General features: G+C 38.2%; 20 protein-coding genes and 1 tRNA gene. 14 read left to right on the forward strand and 7 right to left on the reverse strand.

Features of this window, described 5'->3' with window-relative positions; translation table 11 throughout:
• Positions 1 to 24: 24 nt before the first annotated feature.
• The 10 genes from GQS55_RS09240 to GQS55_RS09285 all read left to right on the forward strand — a co-directional run bounded on the left by GQS55_RS09240 (position 25) and on the right by GQS55_RS09285 (position 11,886).
• Positions 25 to 1,233, forward strand: coding sequence for an acyl-CoA dehydrogenase family protein (locus tag GQS55_RS09240; protein WP_159819965.1), 1,209 nt, complete (start codon positions 25 to 27; stop codon positions 1,231 to 1,233).
• Positions 1,234 to 1,338: 105 nt separating this feature from the next.
• Positions 1,339 to 2,370: a phosphotransferase family protein gene (locus GQS55_RS09245; protein ID WP_159819967.1), complete on the forward strand. Its 1,032-nt coding sequence runs from the start codon at positions 1,339 to 1,341 to the stop codon at positions 2,368 to 2,370.
• 66 nt (positions 2,371 to 2,436) lie between these two features.
• Entirely contained in the window at positions 2,437 to 3,198 is a 762-nt protein-coding gene (locus GQS55_RS09250) for an SDR family NAD(P)-dependent oxidoreductase (protein ID WP_159819969.1), read from the forward strand.
• 102 nt (positions 3,199 to 3,300) lie between these two features.
• Positions 3,301 to 5,106 carry an acyl-CoA dehydrogenase gene (locus GQS55_RS09255; RefSeq protein ID WP_159819971.1) on the forward strand — a complete coding sequence of 602 codons (1,806 nt, stop codon included), beginning with the start codon at positions 3,301 to 3,303 and terminating at the stop codon, positions 5,104 to 5,106.
• 97 nt (positions 5,107 to 5,203) lie between these two features.
• Positions 5,204 to 5,665 (forward strand): MaoC family dehydratase, encoded by a 462-nt coding sequence (locus tag GQS55_RS09260; protein ID WP_159819973.1) that lies wholly within the window; start codon positions 5,204 to 5,206, stop codon positions 5,663 to 5,665.
• Between the two features lie 35 nt (positions 5,666 to 5,700).
• Positions 5,701 to 6,621, forward strand: coding sequence for an SDR family NAD(P)-dependent oxidoreductase (locus GQS55_RS09265; protein WP_159819975.1), 921 nt, complete (start codon positions 5,701 to 5,703; stop codon positions 6,619 to 6,621).
• A 97-nt stretch (positions 6,622 to 6,718) separates the two neighbouring features.
• Complete coding sequence (locus GQS55_RS09270) at positions 6,719 to 7,900, forward strand: acetyl-CoA C-acyltransferase (protein WP_159819977.1); 1,182 nt, start codon at positions 6,719 to 6,721, stop codon at positions 7,898 to 7,900.
• Positions 7,901 to 8,012: 112 nt separating this feature from the next.
• Positions 8,013 to 9,671 (forward strand): AMP-binding protein, encoded by a 1,659-nt coding sequence (locus tag GQS55_RS09275; RefSeq protein WP_159819979.1) that lies wholly within the window; start codon positions 8,013 to 8,015, stop codon positions 9,669 to 9,671.
• 174 nt (positions 9,672 to 9,845) lie between these two features.
• A complete protein-coding gene (locus GQS55_RS09280; RefSeq protein ID WP_159819981.1) occupies positions 9,846 to 10,844 on the forward strand; it encodes an NADP-dependent oxidoreductase in 999 nt (332 codons plus the stop codon).
• A gap of 133 nt (positions 10,845 to 10,977) precedes the next feature.
• On the forward strand, positions 10,978 to 11,886 hold the full coding sequence (locus tag GQS55_RS09285; RefSeq protein WP_159819983.1) for a haloalkane dehalogenase: 909 nt from the start codon (positions 10,978 to 10,980) through the stop codon (positions 11,884 to 11,886).
• A 155-nt stretch (positions 11,887 to 12,041) separates the two neighbouring features.
• Here GQS55_RS09285 and GQS55_RS09290 read toward each other — a convergent pair whose 3' ends face one another.
• The 6 genes from GQS55_RS09290 to GQS55_RS09315 form a co-directional block, all read right to left on the reverse strand.
• Positions 12,042 to 12,734 carry a crotonase/enoyl-CoA hydratase family protein gene (locus tag GQS55_RS09290; protein ID WP_159819985.1) on the reverse strand — a complete coding sequence of 231 codons (693 nt, stop codon included), beginning with the start codon at positions 12,732 to 12,734 and terminating at the stop codon, positions 12,042 to 12,044.
• Positions 12,735 to 12,763: 29 nt separating this feature from the next.
• The gene (locus GQS55_RS09295; RefSeq protein ID WP_159819987.1) at positions 12,764 to 13,372 is read right to left on the reverse strand and encodes a glutathione S-transferase family protein; all 609 of its coding nucleotides are present in this window, start codon (positions 13,370 to 13,372) and stop codon (positions 12,764 to 12,766) included.
• 137 nt (positions 13,373 to 13,509) lie between these two features.
• Complete coding sequence (locus GQS55_RS09300; RefSeq protein WP_159819989.1) at positions 13,510 to 14,448, reverse strand: bile acid:sodium symporter family protein; 939 nt, start codon at positions 14,446 to 14,448, stop codon at positions 13,510 to 13,512.
• A 50-nt stretch (positions 14,449 to 14,498) separates the two neighbouring features.
• Entirely contained in the window at positions 14,499 to 15,626 is a 1,128-nt protein-coding gene (locus tag GQS55_RS09305) for a DUF2855 family protein (RefSeq protein WP_159819991.1), read from the reverse strand.
• A 106-nt stretch (positions 15,627 to 15,732) separates the two neighbouring features.
• Positions 15,733 to 16,668 (reverse strand): alpha/beta fold hydrolase, encoded by a 936-nt coding sequence (locus GQS55_RS09310; RefSeq protein ID WP_159819993.1) that lies wholly within the window; start codon positions 16,666 to 16,668, stop codon positions 15,733 to 15,735.
• 5 nt (positions 16,669 to 16,673) lie between these two features.
• Positions 16,674 to 17,336 (reverse strand): nitroreductase, encoded by a 663-nt coding sequence (locus GQS55_RS09315; RefSeq protein WP_159819995.1) that lies wholly within the window; start codon positions 17,334 to 17,336, stop codon positions 16,674 to 16,676.
• A 542-nt stretch (positions 17,337 to 17,878) separates the two neighbouring features.
• Here GQS55_RS09315 and GQS55_RS09320 point away from each other — a divergent pair.
• On the forward strand, positions 17,879 to 19,675 hold the full coding sequence (locus tag GQS55_RS09320) for an acyl-CoA dehydrogenase C-terminal domain-containing protein (RefSeq protein ID WP_159819997.1): 1,797 nt from the start codon (positions 17,879 to 17,881) through the stop codon (positions 19,673 to 19,675).
• 455 nt (positions 19,676 to 20,130) lie between these two features.
• Positions 20,131 to 20,221: transfer RNA gene (locus tag GQS55_RS09325), tRNA-Ser, on the forward strand.
• Positions 20,222 to 20,751: 530 nt separating this feature from the next.
• Here GQS55_RS09325 and GQS55_RS09330 read toward each other — a convergent pair.
• Positions 20,752 to 21,024, reverse strand: coding sequence for a hypothetical protein (locus tag GQS55_RS09330; protein WP_159819999.1), 273 nt, complete (start codon positions 21,022 to 21,024; stop codon positions 20,752 to 20,754).
• A gap of 299 nt (positions 21,025 to 21,323) precedes the next feature.
• Between GQS55_RS09330 and GQS55_RS09335 the strand changes: the two genes are divergently transcribed.
• Together GQS55_RS09335 and GQS55_RS09340 are read left to right on the forward strand one after the other, a co-directional pair.
• Positions 21,324 to 21,674 (forward strand): hypothetical protein, encoded by a 351-nt coding sequence (locus GQS55_RS09335; RefSeq protein ID WP_159820001.1) that lies wholly within the window; start codon positions 21,324 to 21,326, stop codon positions 21,672 to 21,674.
• Between the two features lie 52 nt (positions 21,675 to 21,726).
• The gene (locus GQS55_RS09340; protein WP_159820003.1) at positions 21,727 to 22,944 is read left to right on the forward strand and encodes a TolC family protein; all 1,218 of its coding nucleotides are present in this window, start codon (positions 21,727 to 21,729) and stop codon (positions 22,942 to 22,944) included.
• Positions 22,945 to 22,969 lie beyond the last annotated feature (25 nt).

The following is a 22,969-nucleotide window of genomic DNA, read 5'->3' on the forward strand; positions in this document are numbered from 1 at the left end:
TAGTAAAAATAATAAGGATCTCCCATGGATTTTGAATACAGCGACAAAGTTAAAGAATTAATGGCACGTGTTAGCGCATTTATGGACGAGTACGTTTATCCCGCTGAAGCACAAATGCATGAGCAAGTGGCGCAGGATCAATGGACAACACCTGCTTTAATGGAAGAACTGAAAGCCAAAGCGAAAGCACAGGGGTTATGGAATTTATTTTTACCGGTTAGCTATGGAAAATACAGTGCAGGACTTACCAATTTAGAATATGCACCACTTGCTGAAATTATGGGAAAAGTGTTTTGGGCTCCTGAAGTGTTTAATTGTGCAGCGCCTGATACAGGTAATATGGAAGTACTCGCTAAATATGGTAATGAAGTACAGAAGAAAAAATGGTTAGAGCCGCTACTTGAAGGAAAAATTCGTTCGGCTTTTGCTATGACCGAGCCAGAAGTTGCATCAAGTGATGCGACGAATATAGAGCTAAGTATTGTACGCGACGGTGATGAATACGTTATCAATGGTCGAAAATTTTACATCAGTGGCGCTTGTCGAAAACAATGTGAAATTATGATTGTGATGGGTAAAACTGACCCAGACAATACTGACCGTTACATCCAACAATCTCAAGTTCTTGTACCAATGAAAACAGCAGGAGTCACTATGGTGCGTCCAATGAAAGTTTTTGGTTATAACGATGCACCAGAAGGACATGCAGAAATCACCTTTGACAATGTTCGTGTACCTGTTGAAAACATCATTGTTGGAGAAGGTAAAGGCTTTGAAATTGCACAAGGTAGATTAGGCCCAGGTCGCATTCATCATTGCATGCGATCAATTGGTGTAGCACAACGAGCCCTAGATTTAATGTGCCAGCGCGTTAACGATCGTATTGTCTTTGGTCGTCCAATGATCAAACAACAATCTATTCGAGAAGATATTGCCATTTCTGCCTGCCAAATTGAACAAGCCAGACTGATGACGTTAAAAGCGGCTCAAAAGATGGATCTTGAAGGCAATAAAGCGGCCAAAGATATTATCGCAATGATAAAAATTGTTGCTCCGAGTATGTCACTTGATGTACTTGACCGTGCTATTCAATGCCATGGCGCTGTGGGTGTTAGTCAAGATACCTTTTTAGCTCATGCTTTTGCCGGCCAAAGAACGTTGCGCTTAGCTGATGGTCCTGATCAAGTACACATGATGCAACTTGGACGAGATATAGTTAAAAAATCAATATAGTACTTAACGCTATTAATAAGCAGCGGTAATTATTACCGTTACTTATAGATTTAATATTAATGCGTTAACTATTAATGCGTTAAATAAATGAAAGAGATAAAAATAATGTCAGTAACCGTTTCTTTTGATATAGAAAAATTGACTCGCTATTTGGAATCTAATGTTGAGGGGTTTGTTGGTCCTATCACATTAGAGAAGTTTCCGGGTGGTCAGTCAAATCCAACGTTTAAAGTAAATGCTAAGTCTGGTCTTTATGTTCTGCGTAGTCAGCCGCAAGGAAATTTATTGAAGTCTGCACATGCTGTAGATCGAGAGTTTCAGGTACTTGACGCATTAAAAGATACCGATGTACCGGTAGCTAAGGTTTATCACCTTTGTATCGATACTAGCATTATAGGCTCGATGTTCTATTTAATGGAATTTTGTGATGGCACTGTTTATTGGAGTGCTTCACTACCTGAAATATCAACTAACGCTTATCGAAGTCAGCTATACGACACAATGAATAGGGCTTTGGTTGCATTACATAGTGTTGATCTTGATGCTGTTAATTTACGTGATTATGGCAAAGCAGGTAATTACTTCGAACGCCAGTTTTCTCGATGGACATCACAATATCGTGCTACTGAATTACAACAAATCGATGCGATGGACAACTTAATATTATGGCTTGAAACACATCTACCGATAGATGATGGTCGAGTTTGTTTAGTTCATGGTGATTTTCGTTTAGACAACATTATGTTTAAAAAGGATAAAGCTGAAGTGATCGCGGTCCTTGATTGGGAGTTATCGACTCTTGGGCACCCATTTTCTGATTTAGCTTATCAATGCATGCAATTGCGTATGCCACAAGGTATGGGAACTATTGATGGTTTACAAGGAATAGACAGAGAGAGTCTGGGTATTCCTACGGAAGAAGAATATGTTGCCACTTACTGTCAGCGTATGGGTATTGATCATATTGAAAATTGGACATTTTATCTTGCTTTTAGCTTCTTTAAATTAGCCGCTATTGCGCAAGGTGTTGCAAAACGAGCCTCACAAGGTAATGCAACTAATGAACAAGCGAATAAAGTTGGTGCTTTTGTTGAACCGCTGGCACAAATGGCTTTAAGTATCATTAGTGATGAATAAAAACATAACAAACTGTTACCTAAACACTAAATTATTAAACAATATTTGTAACGTAAGGAATTTACCATGGATCCACTATTAGATTTTACAGGAAAAGTCGCCGTTATTACAGGTGCAGCTCAAGGGTTTGGTCAGCTGCTTGCTGAAGAATTAGCTAAGCGTGGCGCAAAGCTAGTGATTAGTGATATTAACGAAGCAGGTGTAATGAAAGTTGCTGACGGCATTAAAGCAACAGGTGCAGACGTGATTGCCATGGCGTGTAACGTTGCAAAAAATGATGATTGTAAGGCAATGGTAGATGCCGCCATTGAGCACTTTGGCAAAGTTGATATTGGGGTGAATAATGCCGGTATTGCCCACGAATTTATGCCACTACATGACATAGATGAAGCCATCATGGACTCTCAATTTGCGGTTAATGTAAAAGGTGTTCAATTTGGTATGCGTCATCAAATACAACAAATGCTTAAACAAGGCGAAGGCGCGATTTTAAATGTCAGCTCTATGGCAGGATTAGGTGGCGCAGCAAGAGGTGGTGCTTATGCAATGGCTAAGCATGCGGTTATTGGTTTAACAAAGACTGGCGCTGTTGAATACGGTCGTAACAATATTCGTATTAATGCTATTTGTCCGTTTTTTACCTTAACGCCAATGGTGACCAACTTTGCTGACGATGAACAGCAAAAACGAATGAGCAGAGGGGCACCTATGCATCGACTAGGCGAGCCTAAAGAGATTGTTGCCATGATGTTGATGATGCTATCACCAGCAAATACTTATATGACAGGGCAATGCATTGCAATAGATGGTGGTGTATCTGCACAGTAAACGGTAACGCAATACGCTTTTGTAGGGCAGTGTATTAGTCGTAAATCTTTGTTTTTATGGCTAGTAATATCGATAAGTAAAAAAAGATAATAAGAGAAAAGTATGACAGCCACTTTAATGAACGAACGAGATCTTGAATTTATGCTCTATGAGCTTTTTGACAGTGAAGCGCTGATCAAACGCAATAGATATCAAGACCATGACCGTCAGACTTTTAATGAAGTCATCAATACAGCGAAGGCGATAGCTGAAAAACACTTCTTACCTATTCGTCAAAAACTTGATACTCATCAACCAACATTTGATGGCAAAAAAGTCACACTTATTCCTGAGCTTAAACCAGCTATTGAAGCGATTATTGACTCAGGTATCTCCTCTGCAACGGCTGATTACGAATTAAATGGTATGCAGTTACCACCGATAGTTGCCAGTGTGGCGAGCACCTATTTAACGGCTGCAGGTGGTGTTGGTTTAGGCTATAACATGTTGACCAATGCCAATGCCAACTTACTTGAAGCTCACGGCAGTGAAGCGTTAATTGAAAAGTGGGTTAAACCGATGCGTTCTGGACGGTTTATGGGCACGATGGCGATGACTGAACCCGGCAGTGGCTCAGGGCTAGGCGACCTAATCACGAAAGCCGTGAAATCAGACGATGGCACTTACCGACTTAGTGGTAATAAAATTTATATTTCTGGTGGCGATCATAATTTAAGTGAAAATATTGTTCATTTAGTTTTGGCGCGTATTCCAGGTGCACCAAAAGGCGTTAAAGGTATTTCTTTGTTTGTGGTACCTAAATTTTTAGTAAATGACGATGGTACGTTAGGTGCTGATAATGAAGTTGCCCTTGCAGGCTTATTTCACAAAATGGGGGGCAGAGCACAAACATCCACCGCGTTAAGTTTTGGTGAAAAAAATGGCTCTATTGGTTATTTAGTTGGGGAAGAAAACCAAGGGCTCAAGTACATGTTTCATATGATGAATGAAGCTCGTATTATGGTTGGAACTAGTGGTGCAACACTTGCCGTTGCTGGTTATCAATATTCTGTCGACTACGCAAAAAACCGTCCTCAAGGACGCTTACCTTCTTGTAAAGATCCGCTTTCACCAATGGTTAATATTATCGAACACGCTGATGTTCGTCGTATGTTACTTGCACAAAAAGTTTATGCCGAAGGTGCGTTGTCATTAGTACTTTACGGCTCTCAACTGAGTGATGATGAAAAAACAGCACCGACAGAAGAAGCACGAGCACATGCGCATGTGTTATTAAACTTTCTAACTCCTATTATCAAAACTTGGCCGTCTGAATATGGCACTAAAGCGAATGATCTAGCGATTCAAGTACTGGGTGGGCACGGTTATATTAACGAACATCCGGTTGAGCTGTTTTATCGTGATAATCGTTTAAATCCTATTCATGAAGGTACTACCGGTATTCAATCGCTAGATTTATTAACCCGTAAAGTACCCATGAATAAAATGGCGGGCTACTCAGCAACTCTGAGTGAAATTTATAAAACTATTGAACAAGCCAAGAAATATAGCAATTTAACTGTGTTTTCAGCACAGCTTAGTGATGCAATTGAAATACTTCAACAAACGACTGATGCGGTATTAACTGCAATGAAAACCACGAATATTGACCTTGCATTGGCGAATTCAGTGAAATATTTAGAAGTATTTGGTCACGTTATCATTGCTTGGTTATGGTTAAAGCAAGGTATCGTTGCTAGTGAAGCATTGAGCAAGCAGCAGCACCAAGCAGATGAAGATTTTTATAATGGCAAACTACAAGCATTACAGTATTTCTATCGTTTCGAATTACCAGAAATAACGTTGTGGTCAAATATTTTATGTACTGGCGACAGTACAACATACGATATGAAAGTCGCTTGGTTTTAAGCGTATACCTATAGTTTTAACAATGTTTAAAGCTATAGCTAAAAATAAATTTTAATAATAAATAACATCAAAATGTTTAGATAAATAAGGACTTACAATGCCAACAATGATAAAAAAAGATCAAATAGCGGATTACATTGGCTTTCAATCAGCGCCAACACCTTGGCACGTAATAAGCCAAGAACAAATTAATCAATTTGCCGATTGTACGCTCGATCATCAATTTATCCATGTTGATGAAGAAAAAGCGAAAGCAACACCTTTTGGCTCTACCATTGCCCATGGTTTTTTATCGTTATCTCTATTGTCGCATTTCGCTGAAGACTTTAGTGTCATTATCGACGGCTTCTATATGGGCTTAAATGCAGGTTTCGATAAAGTTAGGTTTTTACAGCCCGTTAAAGTTAATAGTCGCGTCCGCGCACATGCTAAAACCTTGGTAATTGAAGAGAAAAAACCAGGGCAATATCGTTTATGTACAGAAGTTACCGTTGAAATAGAAGGTTGTGACACCCCCGCACTTGTTGCTGAATGGGTTTCTGTACAAATGGTTAAATAACGGTCGTTATTATAAAAAAATTTTAAGGAAATATTATGTCAATCAGTTTTGAAGGTAAGGTCGCCATTGTAACGGGTGCAGGTAATGGTTTAGGTCGCTCACACGCATTAGCACTTGCAGCACGTGGTGCAAAAGTTGTTGTTAATGATTTAGGTGGTGCTCGCGACGGTAGCGGTGCCTCGTCAGAAGCCTCTCAAGAAGTGGTACGCTTAATTGAAGCACATGGCGGTGAAGCGATTAGTCATGGTGCTAATGTTGCCAACTTCGATGAAGTACAAGATATGGTTAATCAGACCATGGATAAATGGGGTCGTGTTGATATTCTTATCAACAATGCAGGCATTTTACGAGATAAGTCTTTTTCAAAAATGACGTTAGATGACTTTAAACTTGTGATGGATGTTCACGTGATGGGTTCAGTTAACTGTACTAAAGCCGTTTGGGAAATTATGCGTGCACAAAATTATGGCCGAATTGTTATGACTACCTCATCAAGTGGTATGTACGGTAATTTTGGTCAATCAAATTACGGCGCTGCAAAAATGGCGGTGCTAGGGTTTATGAATACGTTAGTGCTAGAAGGTGCTAAAAACAATATTCGTGTTAATGCTTTAGCGCCAACTGCTGGCACAAGAATGACTGAAGACTTAATGCCGCCAGAAATTGTACAAGCATTTGCTCCTGAAGCAGTAACAGCGGGTATGTTAACGTTGTGTGATGAAGAAGCACCAAATCGGTTTATTTTATGTGCGGGTGCAGGTGGTTATTCAAGTGCTGGTATGTTTGAAACCGAAGGATGTTTTATTCCAGAGCACAAACAGAGCCCTGAAACTGTACTTGAGCAATGGTCTGAATTAACCGATCAAACAGGACAAGCAGCGTTGATATCAGGCGATAAACAAGGTGAGAAGTTTGTGTTAAAAGCAATGGCGTTTATGAAATCACAACAAAAATAGTGATACAGCACTTTTTCATTGAACGTTTAAATATAGTAAGCAGTAATTCATAAAAGTAATTCATTAAAGTAATTCATTAAAGTAATGGGGAGTCATCATGAGAGAAGCAGTAATAGTATCTGTAGCACGTACACCAATAGGTAAAGCATATCGCGGCGCATTTAATGATTTATCAGCACCAACATTGGCGGCAGTGGCGGTAAAAGCTGCGGTAGAGCGTGCAGGTATCGATGCGAATGAAATTGAAGACTGTATTTTTGGTGCAGCGTTAACCCAAGGTAATCAAGGTATGAACTTTGGTCGTCAAGTTGCTATGGCTGCCGAGTTACCGGTATCAGTTGCTGGTATGACGATTGATCGTCAATGTTCATCAGGTTTAATGTCGATAGCAACCGCAGCAAATCATATTGTTTGTGATGGAGCTCAGGTTGTTGTTGCTGGAGGGTGTGACTCTATTAGTTTAGTGCAAAATGATAAAATGAATATGCATCGTGCGGTTGACCCCAGTGTAAAAGCTTATCGCCCAGCGATATATATGCCGATGTTAGATACCGCAGAAGTGGTAGCTGATCGTTACAATATTTCAAGGGCAGCACAAGACGCTTATGCCCTTAAATCTCAACAACGTACAGCAGCAGCTCAAGCTGAAAACAAATTTGATGATGAAATTGTCCCTGTCACCGCAACAAAATTAGTGATGGATAAGGCAACAGGTGATATCAACAAAGAAGAAGTGACGCTAACTAAAGATGAAGGTAACCGACCATCGACTAACATCGAAGGCTTATCAACATTAAAAACAGTAAAAGATAACGGCACTATTACTGGTGGTAATGCGTCTCAGCTTTCTGACGGCGCAGCTGCAGTTGTGGTGATGGAACGCGGATTAGCCGAGCAACGTGGTCTAAAACCTTTAGGTGCCTATCGAGGTATGGTTGTTGCCGGTTGTGAACCCGATGAAATGGGTATTGGTCCTATTTATGCTATTCCAAAGTTATTAGAACGTAATAATTTAACAATGGATGACATTGGTTTATGGGAAATCAATGAAGCCTTTGCTGTTCAAGTTATTTATTGTGCAGAAAAATTAGGCATTCCAGAAGATCGCTTAAATGTTGACGGCGGGGCAATTTCAATTGGGCATCCTTATGGCATGAGTGGAACCCGTATGGTGATGCATGCCTTAATTGAAGGTAAGCGACGCGGTGTAAAATATGTAGTAATCAGTATGTGTATAGGTGGTGGACAAGGCGCAGCAGGTTTGTTCGAAGTGCTTTAGTTATTATGAATAAGCGCTAGTATCTAAAAAAGTATAAGTAATCAAATATGCGAAAGAAAGTGTCATTAATAATAACAGTGGCACTAAAATTAGTGATTGGGGAGAGAATATAATGGAAAAAATTTGGCTTGAGAAGAGTTATCCAGCAAGTGTTGAATTTGAGATAAACCCAGATAAATATAGCTCTTTAGCAGAGTTGTTTTTTAAATACACTAAACTATATAAAGATAATGTAGCATTTATTAATATGGGTTCTAGCATCACTTACCAAGAGCTTGAGCAGCAAGCTACTGACTTCTCGGCCTATTTACAGCGCGATTTAGGGTTAGTGAAAGGTGATAAGTTCGCCATTATGATCCCTAATATTTTGCAATATCCGGTTGCATTATTTGGTGCACTAATCGCAGGCTTAACTGTGGTTAATGTTAATCCACTTTACACGCCTCGTGAATTACAACATCAATTAAAAGATTCTGGCGCAAAATCTATTCTAATCCTTGAAAATTTTGCTCACGTATTAGAAGCCGTTATTGATAAAACAGATATCGATAAAGTTATTATTACGGGTGTTGGCGACAGATTAAGTACAATTAAAGGTGCTATTGTTAATTGCGTATTGAAGTACGTAAAAAAACAAGTACCAGCCTACAATTTACCAAATGCGGTAAGATTTAATCAAGCTATGGCAAAAGGTGCAAAGCTTAACTTTACCTCAGTGCCTGTTAATGGTGACGATTTAGCCTTTCTACAATATACCGGTGGTACAACTGGGCCTTCAAAGGGCGCAATGTTAACTCACCGTAATTTAATTGCAAATATTGAACAGTCTAATGCATCGACTAAAAATGTTTACGAAATAGGCAAAGAGATAATGGTGACGGCTTTACCTTTGTATCATATCTTTGCATTAACCTCTAATTGCTTGTCTTTTATGCCTTTTGGTGGCGCAAATCTATTAATTACCAACCCAAGAGATTTAGATGGCTTTGTTAAAGAATTAGCTAAATATCCTTTTACTGCCATTACAGGGGTTAACACTTTGTTTAATGGTTTATTGCATACGCCAGGCTTTGATCAACTTGACTTTAGTCACTTAAAACTAGGTTTTGCTGGTGGTATGGCGGTACAGCGTTCAGTGGCTGAATTCTGGGAAAAAGTAACAGGAACACGTTTATTAGAAGGGTACGGTTTAACTGAATGTGCACCATTAGTGACGATGAGCCCTTACAACCAAGAAAGTTACAATGGCACTATTGGTGTACCAGCACCGTCAACCGATATACGTCTGATTGGTGATGATGGTGAAGACGTTGCGTTAGGTGAACCTGGTGAAATGTGGGTGAAAGGACCACAAGTAATGAAAGGTTATTATAACCGTCAAGATGCAACCGATGAAGTATTACAAGATGGTTGGTTAGCTACAGGTGATATTGCCACTATGGATGAAAACGGTTTCTTCAATATTGTTGATCGTAAAAAAGATATGATCATTGTTTCTGGGTTTAATGTTTTCCCAAATGAAATTGAAGAAGTACTCGTAATGCATGAAGGGATACTAGAAGCCGCGGCAATTGGAGTTAAAAATGAGGTTACCGGCGAAGCCGTAAAAGTATTTATTGTTAAGAAGGATCCTAACTTAACAGAAAAACATATTTTTGATTTGTGTAATGAAATGCTGACTAACTATAAACGTCCTAAATTTATTGAATTTATGGATGACTTACCCAAAACAAATGTCGGAAAAGTCTTAAGAAAAGAATTACGAGAATAAGTCACAAGTAATAGCACTTTCATTAAGTTTATTAACATGACTATTTGCCAATATAGGCTTAATAGAAAGTAACAACAGCGTTATCTGGTGAGTGCTAATTCATTAGATAACGCTGTATCACAATGCTGTACCTCAACGCCGCACATCAGGGCAGCACCAAAAAAGAGAAACATCATGACTACTTATACCGCAATTAATTTAATCGCTCGTCCAACTGGAGGGCCAATAGGTCCAGAATTATTTGACGTTGTGCAACTTGATATACCAACGGTTGGTAACGGGCAATTTTTAGTAAAACAAAATCACATGTCGTTAGACCCTGCAATGTTTGGTTGGATGAGCCCAGATACCGAAAGCTATATTCCACCCGTGGCATTAGGTGATGTTATGCGCAGCTCTGGTATTGGTGAAATAGTAGAAAGTAATCATCCTGATTTTAACGTAGGTGATCGTGTTATGGGCATGATGGGTTGGAAAGAGTACCATTTAAGTGACGGCACAGGGTTAAATAAAGTGTCTGCGCCATTACCAGACGAAGCTATTTTATCTGTTTTTGCTTTACCTGGTTTAACGGCTACACAAGGTTTATATAGTATTGGTAAGCCACAAAAAGGTGAAACCTTAGTGGTGTCTGGTGCCGCAGGCTCAGTTGGCTCTATTGTTGGTCAGCTAGCTAAAGCGGATGGATTAACGGTTATTGGTGTTGTTGGTAGTGATGAGAAAGCCGATTGGATTATTAACGAATTAGGTTTTGATGGCGCGGTTAACTACAAATCAACAGATTTAGCTGAAGCGCTAGCCAAACTAACGCCACATGGTATCGATGTATACTTTGAGAATACTGGTGGGCCAATACAACATCACGTATTTGACCGCATGAACGCTCATGGCCGTATTGCTGTTTGTGGTTTGATTGCTGATTATCCAAAGCAAACACCAGATTTAGGTCCAAACTGGATACCGATCATTAAAAAGCGTTTAACCGTTCAAGGTTTTACCATGCCAGATCATTTCGGTGAGATCCCAGCATTATTAGAGAAACTTACACCGTATGTAATGGCCGGAAAAATCAAACATCGTGCGCATGTTCTTGATGGTTTACCGTCAGCAATGACAGGGTTGAACTTATTTTTCACTGGAAAAAATAAAGGTAAGTTGATTGTTAAAATTTAAGTTAACTCATTTTTATTTAACTTATTTTAACTGAACTGAACTGAACTGAATTGAACTTAATTTGATTTGAACTTAATTTGATTTAACTTAGCTTCATCAAATAATACTAATTATTATAATAATAAGGACGCATATGGACTTTTTAAGAACTGACGATAGTTGCTTTGCAACATTAGAAGGTTATAAATTTTCACCCAATTATTTACTCGTTGATGATACTGAAGGTGGGCAACTTAGAGTCCACTATGTTGATGAAGGCCCTAAAGATGGCCAGCCAATATTGCTATTACACGGTGAGCCGTCATGGAGCTATTTATACCGTAAAATGATACCACCACTGGTTGCAGCCGGTTATCGTGTTATTGCACCAGACTTAGTTGGTTTCGGTCGCTCTGATAAACCAACAAAACGCACCGATTATACTTACCAACGTCATGTTGATTGGATGCACAGCGTGCTTGATCAATTAGAATTAACAAGTATTACGTTATTTTGCCAAGATTGGGGTGGGTTAATCGGTTTACGTTTAGTGGCAGAGCAAAGTGATCGCTTTGCCCGTGTTGTTGCAGCAAATACCATGCTACCCACAGGAGAACATTCTCCGGGCGAAGCTTTTATGAAATGGCAGAAGAACTCGCAAGAGATGCCTGTGTTTCCAGCGGGTAAAATTATCAATGGTGGTACAAATTCAGACTTAACGCCTGAAATCCTTGCTGGCTACAATGCTCCTTACCCTGAAGAAAGTTATAAAGAAGGGGCTCGCCAGTTTCCATTATTGGTGCCAACTAGCCTTGATGACCCAGCATCAACAAGTAACATTGCTGCTTGGCAGGTATTGACTCAGTGGAATAAGCCATTTTTAACGGCATTTAGTGATAACGATCCTATTACTTGTGGCGCAGATAAAATATTACAAAAACTTATCCCAGGTACAAAAGGGCAGGCGCATACAACCATTGAAAATGGCGGGCATTTCTTACAAGAAGATCAAGGTGATAAAATAGCGCAAGTGATTATTGATTTCATCAAAGCCAATGACTAAGCTGCTAATATAGCTTTTAGTTAATGTAGGTTAAGGCAAGTAAATAAAACTAATTACTTTAAAATACAGAGTATTAAAATAAAAAAGAGGACCTTAATCGTCCTCTTTTTTTTTGTACTATGGTTGTACTATGGCTTATGCTAGAGCTTTAACACCTATAGCTTTAACACTATGGTTGAATCAAGTTCAATGGCTGCATCTAATGCCGCTAACATATCTTTTCTTTCTTTTAATTTAGTACCATGATGCGCTGTCATATTTAACGTCAGCATTTGATTAGCGATAATCTTTGCCGTGGCCATTAACTGCTCTGGCTCTACTACTGTATCTAAAAAACCGGCAGGAATAGCCGCTTCTGGTGAGAATAATTCTGCATTAATCACTGAACGTGTTAAATAGTTAATTGGAATACGATTACGCGCGACTTCGATACCCGCTTGATGCATCGTCATACCAATGGCAACTTCATTTAAGCCTATTTTAAATGCACCTAAACTGCCAACACGGTGATCGCAACTCAATAACAAAAAGGCACCTTTCGCGATTGCATGACCAGTACATGCGCCGATAATAGGGAATGGAAATGACAACATCCGACGTGATAATGTTGAACCCGCAGTAACTAATGCTACCGCTGACTCTGAACTTTCTTTCATGGTTTTTAAGTCAAAACCACCTGAGAATATTCCCGGTTGGCCAGTTAAAATAACGACAGCACCTGCCGATTCTGCTTGATCTAAAGCGTCATTTATTTCCACAATCACTTGAGGAGAAATAGCGTTAACCTTGCCATTTTTTAAGGTAATTGTTGCAATTTGTTCAGTAATATCTAAATCGATTAATTCCACGGTATTTCCTCGTGCTAAATAATTATAATTTAACCAAAACTCGCTGCTTTTTGATAGGCAGGTCTTTGCTTCATATTTACAAGATAAGCTTTGATATGTGTTCTGTTTTCTAACAAGCTAAGGTTATCAGCAATATCTAATATAATTGTCATCATAATATCTGCTGCGCTAAAAGCACCGTCAGCAAAATAGGTACGTTGGCTTAACGTATCGTCAATATATGAAAAGTCTAGCTGTAGTTCTTTCGCAATATAACCATCAAGCGGTTTGTTACCGTCACGGGTTTCCATCGACATTAATAAGCTACAGATTATTGGTAAACTTAATGACCCTTCAGCAAAATGAAGCCATTCTAGATATTGATAGTATTGAGCGCTATCAATCTTAGGTCTTAAAGTATCATTGCTTGCTTGGTTAAGAATATATTCCATTATTGCGCCGGATTCACATAAGGTAACATCGTTATCAACAATAATAGGAGCCTTAGCTAATGGGTGAATTTTCTTTAAACTTTCAGGCGCTAAACCTGTTTGCGAGTCTCGTTCGTGATTAACTATGTTATAGGGCATATTCAGCTCTTCTAGTAACCAAATAACGCGAGTTGAACGTGACTTATTTAAATGGTGAATCGTTATCATAATAAGGTAAGGCCTTAAATTTTGTACAGCTTCAACATTAGAGTTGAAGCTGTAAATGGAGTAATAGAATAACAGTATAACTTAAAAAAAACTGCTTATAACTTACCGTAACAACAAGAAACTTATTGGAATTGGTATTACGCAAGCTCATCAATAACATCAGCTTGATTTTTAGCTTTTTGTTGTTGTTTTAGTGCTAGCTCTACATTAACTTTCGAGCGAAAGAATCGAACAAGTACACCTGCGGTAAACAGCATAATTAAAGTGTATATTGCTGGCGTAAATGACATTTGATAATTCGCTAATAAAGTGAGTGCCATAAACATTGATAAAGTACTATTTTGTAACCCTACCTCAATTGTAATAGACGTAGTTTGTGCGGTATTTAAGCCAAACCAACGACTCGAATAATAACCTAATGCCATGGTAGAAATATTAAGAATAAGTGACACAGGGCCGGTTGCTATAATGGCAGAAACAATAATGTCTTGCTGAATATACGTTAAAAACATGACCAATAAGGTTAAAAATAACACACCAAATCGTGATACGTGTATTTGTGAGCTATCGGCAAATTTAGGGGCAAACGCTTTAATTAACATACCAATAATAATAGGCACTATCGTTAACTTCATTAAACTTATCATGGTTGCCATCATAGGTAATTGAAATTCATTGCCTTCACCCATAAAATGCTGCAAAGATAGGTTTAACACAACAGGAATAGTAAAAACGGTGATCAAACTTGCTACCGCTGTCATGGTAACTGACAGGGCAACATCGCCTTTCGCCAAATGGGTAAACATGTTTGAGGTGGTTCCGCCTGGACATAGCACGAGTAGCATTACACCAACGGCATATTCAGGCTCTAGTGGCATAATATTAGCTAATCCAAAACCAATCAAAGGTAAAAGTATTAGCTGATTGAGTAAACCTACGGACACTGCTTTTGGGTATTTTAATACGCGCTTAAAGTCGTTAGGAACAAGCGATAATCCCATCCCCATCATAATGAGAAATATGCAAATAGGAACGACTTTCGTATTGACCATTGTTATTAACTCTGTGCCTTCCATATTCATATCTCCAATTATTAAATAGTTTATGTCTGGTGGGGTTAGTTAACTCATAAAGAGATTATTTGCCCCGTATTAGCATCTGACGTTCCTGATAACACGCGTTGATAAATAGGGTTGATTTTTTCACTGTCTGTTGTGTGCTCTATCGTGATGGTGCTTTGGCAAAATTGAATATAATTGAGTAATGACAAGCCTATTTTTTGCATTACTGTATTAGTGCCCCAGTCATCTATCCGCTTTTTAAGCTGTGTCGGGGCAAAAAAGAAGGTTGGCGTAACGCCAGGTAAAGTTGATATTTTACTTAGTTCATCTGGTAATAAATCATCATGATGGGTTACGCCTATACGGCATGAATAACGTAATTGATCGCCAAAATGATAATAAATTTTTGACAAAACACTTTGGCTACCAGCCATATCAACCACAACTGATAATTGTCTCGCGTCTAAGGTGGCAATTTCGTCATAGCTAATGACTTCATCATAGCAACCTAAAGAGGCGACAAAATCACGATGAGTTGCAGAAGTAATACCAATACTCGGGACTGTTCCTCGTTGTTTAATCGCAAAGGCAAGGGCTATGCTGGTTTTACTTGAGGCACTGGTAATTAAGTATTGCGAAGCACCAAAATACTGATTGTCATCGATAAAATCATCAACCAGCCAAGAGGTAGTAAATAAACCACGAACAAGTATGTCGAAATCTTCATTTTCTACTGAATAAAAAGGGTTAGCACTTACAAGTTCAAATACTGAATATAAAGGAGCAAGTCCTTTTCTATAGGGGCTTACATCTGAAAAACCATTTTTATTAACGTTACCTGCTAGAATTTTTACGTGGCTTGCCATCGGCATGAAGCCCCAAACGCGTTGGCCAACGCTAATGTGCTCATTATTTGATGCAACAACGTTAGCAAATCCCATCACTGGTAATCGACCCCATTGTTTTTCACTTGTTTGTTCTGTAGGAAAAAACCGCCAATAACCTAGGCTATCACCCGCTACTCCATAACTGATGTTATTGGCGGTAAGGGCAAATTTATCGACTTTAAGCACGACTTCATTTTCACTCAGTGGCATTGCAATTGTTGATGTTGTTAAGCGTGTTGTTTGTAAATTAGCTTTTTCAACTTCAAATGTTTGAACGTTAATATCCTGCATTTTAGTACCTTGCATTTTAATTTCCTTAACTTTGGCTTGTCCTATTTACCTATTTACCTATTTACTATGCTTGTAGCGTTGGTAAGTTTTAGCTAGCGACAAGGGGATGTCTACGGCAATATTATTCGTTAATGAAGTGGGCTATTGCGTTGTTAATTTCGGGTGATTTTTCATGCGTAAGCCAGTGCGTAGCATCACAAAAACGTTCAATACGGCAATCGGGTACATATTCTTCAATACCACTAAGGTTCTCATTGACAAAAGCTTGATCATTTTCACCCCAGAGAATAAGTGTTGGTACATTGATTCTTATTTTTGGAATTCTCATTTTGCTTAGATCAGAGACTTGTGCGGGATTATCCTTACTTTCTTTTTCATGGTGCGAATTAGCATTAGCAGCAAGTTGTGGCATCGCACGATAATATTGCAACATACCGTTAATGGCATCAGGTTGTTGCCATGCTTGCTGGTAATGGCTAATTTCTTCGTCGGTAAAAATAGCTGAAGTTGACGCCACCAATATCTTTTCACGTAAGAATTGATAATTATTATCAGCTAATAAATGTTCAGCTCCCGCGCTGATCAATTGATGAATGTAGGCACTTTTTTCTCGTTGAATTGGATTATTGATCATTTCACGGGTAAAAGTACTTGGGTGCGCAGCATTTAAAATAATCAGTTTTTCAATATATTGAGGGTAGAAAGCGGCTAATGGCCAAGCTATTGCGCCGCCCCAATCATGAGCGACTAAGTAGACTTTTTTACTTGGACTGACAGCACGGATAAACTTGGCAAAAAATTCAATTAAATTAGGTATTTCGTAAAACGAAACATCTTCAGGTTTACCACTCAAGTTATAGCCCGGTAAATCAGGCGCAATAACATGATGATCAGTACAAAAGTAGTCGAGTTGGGCTTGCCACGTTTGCCAATATTCAGGAAAGCCATGTAAAAATAGTAAAGTAGAGCCTTCTAAAGCTTTATTTTTAGTAGGACCCGCTGACATGTAATGAATGTTAACGTCATCAATAAGTGCGAAGTTACTTTGAAGTTTCATGGTAATTAATTAAAAAAAGAAACAGCATTATTAAGTGATTCACGCTCGGTACGTGTGTTATTTACCGCAGCACTTTCGTCAGCGTAACCAAATGACATACCAAACAAAATACCGCGTTGTTCAGGTAACTTTAGTGCTTTTTTAACCGGATCTGGAAATTGCCCTAAGGCACCTTGCATACAACAAGATATCCCGTTTTCTTCGAGTAGTAATGCCAAAGTTTGTGCATAAATGCCAAGATCAACCGCGCCCATAATGTCTAAATATTTGTCCATGGTAAAAAAGGCGGCATGAGGTGCATCAAAAAATTGCCAGTTGCGTAACATCGACATTTGGCGTCCTTTCTTATCTTCACGACTAACACCTATTGAATTGTATAACGCATTAGCAGAGCCAAACTGACGTTCTCGATGAACGCCTTCATATTTTGCTACCCAATTAAAATCTGGGTTAGGCGCTGCACCTTTCATCACTGCAGAAACTAAATCAACTTTTAATTGGTCTTTCGTATTGCCAGAAACAACACAGGTTTGCCAAGGTTGAACATTACAATTTGAAGATGATTGTTGGGCTTGGCTAAAAATTGATTCTAATAAATCCTGTGGTACAGGTTTGTCTAAATAAGCGCGAACAGAATAGCGTTTTTCTAATAAAGCATTTAATGACATAAGAAAACCTTAATAATGTGTAAATTAATCACCGTTACTTTTATATGTTAAAAATAGTATTAACAGTAACTTAAAGATAAATGTATGTAATTTAGTATCACTCATGCTAAAGCCGATATTTTTATAATGCCAATGAATAATTATCATTGTGATGTATTCATAAAACATATAGTTATCAAAATAAGCCGGATGAAAAAATAAATATCCCTTGTAGTAACGGAATAACAAGGAGGTTACCGAGAATTAGTCAAAATAATAGCGATGCTTAATTTGCTTGAGTATACGAATAATTAATAGTTTCTTATAAGTAATATTCATTTGTTTTATATATGCAGGGTAAATTAGCATGGTTAGTAGAGTAAAGGTAACCGTGAACGTTCAGTAATCACCTTGCTACCTAAGTGCATTAACTAAGTTTGTCTGCATTGCTAGCACAAGTGGGTAAGCTAAATAGCGAGTTAACTAATGACTGAGCATTTGAATTGGTATTGAAAATAACACTTATAAAATTTTTTGATTAAAAAATAATACGGAGAGAAAAAATGCCTGAGTACAAAGCCCCAATTAGAGATATTAAATTTGTAATGAACGAATTGTTAGACTGCGACACTCACTATCAACAACTAGGTTACACTGATGCCACAGAAGATATGGTGGATGCTATTCTTACTGAAGCGGCCAAATTTACTGAACAGGTTATTGCTCCGATAAACCAAATTGGTGATCAACAAGGCTGTACGTGGAAAGAAGGGGTAGTAACAACACCTGATGGCTTTAAAGATGCTTATAAACAATATGTTGACGGCGGTTGGCCGACATTATCACAAAGTGTAGAGTTTGGTGGGCAAGGGTTGCCACATTCACTTAATAGTGCCATTAGCGAAATGATGTCTTCTGCTAATCATAGTTTTGCGATGTATCCCGGTTTAAGTCATGGTGCACTTGCAACCATTGAAGCGCACGGTACTGAGATACAAAAACAACAGTTTATGCCTAAGCTTGTTGAAGGCAGCTGGACCGGCACAATGTGTTTAACCGAGCCACATTGTGGCACTGACTTAGGTATGCTTCGCACAAAAGCCGAATTAAATGACGACGGCAGTTATTCATTAACGGGCACAAAAATATTTATTTCAGCAGGTGAACATGACTTGTCTGACAATATTGTACATATTGTTATTGCACGTATTCCTGGCTCGCCTGAAGGCAGTAAAGGTATCTCTCTTTTTATCGTACCAAAATTCAATGTGAACGACGACGGTACCATTGCTGATAGAAACGGCGTTAATTGTGGTTCGATCGAACACAAAATGGGTATCAACGCCAATGCTACATGTGTTATTAATTTTGATGGTGCCAAAGGTTATCTTATTGGTGAAGTAAATCGTGGTTTAAACTGCATGTTTACCTTTATGAATGCTGCACGTTTAGGTGTTTCACTTGAAGGCACGGCAGCTACTGAAGCGTCTTTTCAAGGTGCATTAGCTTATGCAAAAGACCGCTTACAAATGCGATCTATTAGTGGCGTTAAAAACCCTAATGGTCCTGCAGACCCAATAATTGTCCACCCTGATGTTCGTCGTATGCTGTTAACCCAGAAGTCTATTGCTGAAGGTGGTAGAGCGCTTGTCGGTTATTTATCACAATTAGTTGATATAACGCATGCAGGAAAGGATAAAGCTAAAATAGCTGAAGCAGATACAACGCTTGCTTTATTAACACCTATAGCAAAAGCGCTATTAAGTGAATTAGGGTTTGAATGTACAAGTCACGGCGTACAAATTTTTGGTGGCCATGGCTTTATAAAAGAGTGGGGTATGGAACAACTAATGCGCGATACTAAAATTAGTTGTTTATATGAAGGTACTACCGGTATTCAAGCCTTAGACTTACTTGCACGTAAAGTATTAGGCAGTAAAGGTGCGATTCTAGAACCATTTATGGTTGATATTGGCGCATTTTGTCAGGCAAATGCTGGTAATCCTGCAATGGCGCAACATATACAAGCATTAGGTGCTTACTGTAAACAATGGCAAGAAATTACGACAGACGTGGGTAAAAAAGCAATGAGCAACGCTGATGAAATTGGTGGCGCATCGGTAGATTACTTAATGTTTGCTGGTTATGTAACCTTAGCTTATTTCTGGGCGAAAATGGCAGCAGTAGCTCACAGTAAATTAGAAAGTGCTGGTGAAGATAACGCTTTTTATGAAACAAAACTTCAAACCGCAGATTTTTACTTTAAACGTATATTGCCGCGCGCTCAAGGACACGCAGCTTGTATTGCAGGTGGTGTTGACTCAATGATGGCAATACCAAGTGAAAACTTCGCCTTTTAAATATTATTAACGCAACGTTAGCGTCAGTAATATTTTAATGGTTAAATTTCATAAGCACAGCAATATAAAATAGTAATACAAAGTAGTAACTAATGTTGGGTCATAGCGTTGGTTACTATTTTTATTTTTTATAAACAATGTAATTTAGTTTAATTAGCCTGAACTCAGGTTAATTATTCCCAATAAAGAGATAATACCGAAAAAGCATAATTTAATAATGAAGCCTAAATATTACCGAAAGTAATAAAAGGGTGCATAAACGAAAATATAAACATAAATAAAAATGCCTGAAATATGAACAAAGTACGAGAGAGTGATTGATTTTTGATGATTAATTCAGCACTTAGTCAAAATAAAGTGAAAAAATGCAAAATAAGCGAAATTAGCACTTTACAAGAGCGTAACGAAACTTTAATATTCGCCTCGTTCTGAAGCAGCAATGCTTTTTAACTTCAGGTGAGATGGCTGAGTGGTCGAAAGCACCGGTCTTGAAAACCGGCAAGGGTTTGTAGCCCTTCTAGAGTTCAAATCTCTATCTCACCGCCACATTCTAAAAAACCGTTATATTAATTTATAGCGGTTTTTTTTCGTCTGGAGTTTGTTAAATACAACTCCGTGGTTTGTAGCGCTGCATCTTCGAGTAGAGTTCAAATCGCTATTTTCACCGCCACATTTTAAGAAACCGCTATATTAATTTATAGCGGTTTTTTTCGTCTGGAGATTGTTAAATATAAACCCGAGGTTTGTAGCGCTGTATCTTCGAGTAGAGTACAAATCGCTATTTTCACCGCCACATTTAGAAAACCCGTTAATCGAAAGATTAACGGGTTTTTTGCTTTTAGGGGTTTTGTGCCCATCCCCTCGAAATTGCTAATAGGGTGTATTTCAAGCAATTGTGATTATTTCACTGGAAAAAATCAAACACAAATAAATCAGTACCGGTACAAACTTTTCTATGCCATTGGGGCAAAGCTCCATAGGTTTGATGGCAACTTCGTGCTCTAAGCCGGTGAATGTTAGAGTTTAATTCAGAACACATCTTTTCTAATAACCTAAAATAAATCACCTTACCTTATTTAAAGCTTTTCGCATGAACAATACGATATAAAATAGGCAATACAAATAGCGTTAATAAGGTCTTGGGCACTTAATACGATGATATATCGTCGAGTTACTTCACCTAATAAAGTTAATGTTTCAATTTTTCGTTCAGCTTTTAATAAAACACTTCGCTCAGAAATGACACCAATCCTAGCCTCTCGTTTATCTGCCATTTCAATTACTGAGGATAAAGAAACAGTAAATTCCGCACCATCAATGCCATTTAACTGTCCTATTTTCAACGTCAAAACCTAACTCGTAAGCAGGTGCTAGAGCTTGCGTTTGTTGTTGCCCATCAAGAGACTGCTGCCGATATTTAAATGCCTTAAGTCTGGGATTATTTGCCAAGGTTGTTGTATTGCTTGTGTGAGGGTTAGCGAATTAACCGTTGATTTGTCTTGTGCTACTTTCAAAGTTTGCGCTAATGCCTCTGAACCATTGAAATTATATTATTGAAAAATCACACTTGAAAATCACGTTAAGTTTTGACTTTAGGTTGATAGCTTGACAAACTATATTAGGAAATAACATTTCATTGGAATACTTTTTGAAAAATAGGTTGTTAGTAAGCATATTCTTATTAGTGTCGATTGTTTTACAATCGTTCGCTTCTATTGCTTCACCTGCTGAAAACCATCAAGTAGATGTTGAACACCTTCAATCTGTTCATGTACATGCCAACGATAATGCTCTTCAGGAAACAGACGAAGCTGGACATGATATTAAAGATTGTCATCACTGCGGTCATTGTAGCGCCTCTCACTCAGTCTGGATGACGGTTAAAAACTCAATTAAAATTTTTAGTGTTAATTCCTTTGAATCTTCCCTTTATCTTGTAAAGTCCCCTTCAAAATATATAGAAACAACGTTTCGTCCTCCCATTTCTTATTTGACTTAACTTTTTTGGGCCGTTTTCGGCTAAATTTTTAATTAAAATTAAGAAATATTATATGTATATATTTAAAAATCATACAGGTTTTTTCCTGTTTGTGAGCTTTGCTGCTCTATCATTTCAATCGGTTGCACAAAACCGACAGAATGATACTTGGGTGGATTCCCAAGTTAATAAAAATCCGGCAGTAATAGAAGCGAGAGAATTATTAAATTCTTCAGCATTTAAAGCGAAAAGTTTAAATCAGCCAATTTATAATCCTAATCTTGAAACAAGTTATGAAAGGGAAGGTGATGGCAATAACTATTCAATCGGTTTCAGTCAAACCATCGATTTAAATGATAAAAAATCCATCAATAAAAATATTGGAAAGCTATCCTATATAGCTGATCAGAACCGCTTAAAAGCAATTTTTGAACAAACGAAAGCTGATGCATTAACTGCATTGATAAAGTGGCAGTTCGCTCAAAAGAATGCAGCGTTGGCTTTTGAACAAGAACGCCAATTGCAGCGACTTTTGACCATCGTTGATGAAAAAAAATCGGCAGGCATATTAGAGCCTCTCGATGTTGAGTTAATCTACCTGAACCTTTCTAAAACACTCATCTCAATTTCAGAAAACCAAATAAAATTGAAAGAAACAGAAGTGAAAATTAAGGAATTATTGCCTGATTGGACTCCTGAGAAAGTGGTTATACCTGTAAATGGCTTAGGTCTTTCTAATTACAGAATCGACCCGAATTGGATTGTTCAACACCCTGTAGTAGAGCTGGCCAAAACAGAGTGGAAAGTTAAACAAATATCCACTCGACTCATTGAAAAAACGTCTAAGGCTGATCCAACCATAGGGTTAAGTGCAGGGAAAAATGACCGAGAAAATATTGTCGGTATTACCTTCTCTATGCCTATCAATATTAGAAATAACTACTCTGATGAGATCAAAGCTTCCTATAGTGAAGCGTTAGCTGCTGAAGCAAAATTTCAATCTGTCTACCGCCAACAAACCTTTGTTGCAAAGGCGAATTACGAGTCACTCTTGACGAGTAAAAAGTACTTTGAACAATGGCGTACTTTAACGGCAGGACGAGCAGATAACAGTGCAAAGCTTTTAAATGTTAGCTGGGAATCGGGTGACATTAGTACGTCAGATTACCTTACTGGCTTATCTCAACGAGCTGATGGCCTTTATTCAGGTATTGAATTGGAGATGCAGTTTAAGTTAAGAGAAATTTATTTTCTTTTAAGCATCGGCCAAATATCACATTTAAAAATATAAAACCTCGTTATCTAAAATTAGTAGA

Source organism: Colwellia sp. 20A7 (assembly GCF_009832865.1).
Classification (GTDB): domain Bacteria; phylum Pseudomonadota; class Gammaproteobacteria; order Enterobacterales; family Alteromonadaceae; genus Colwellia.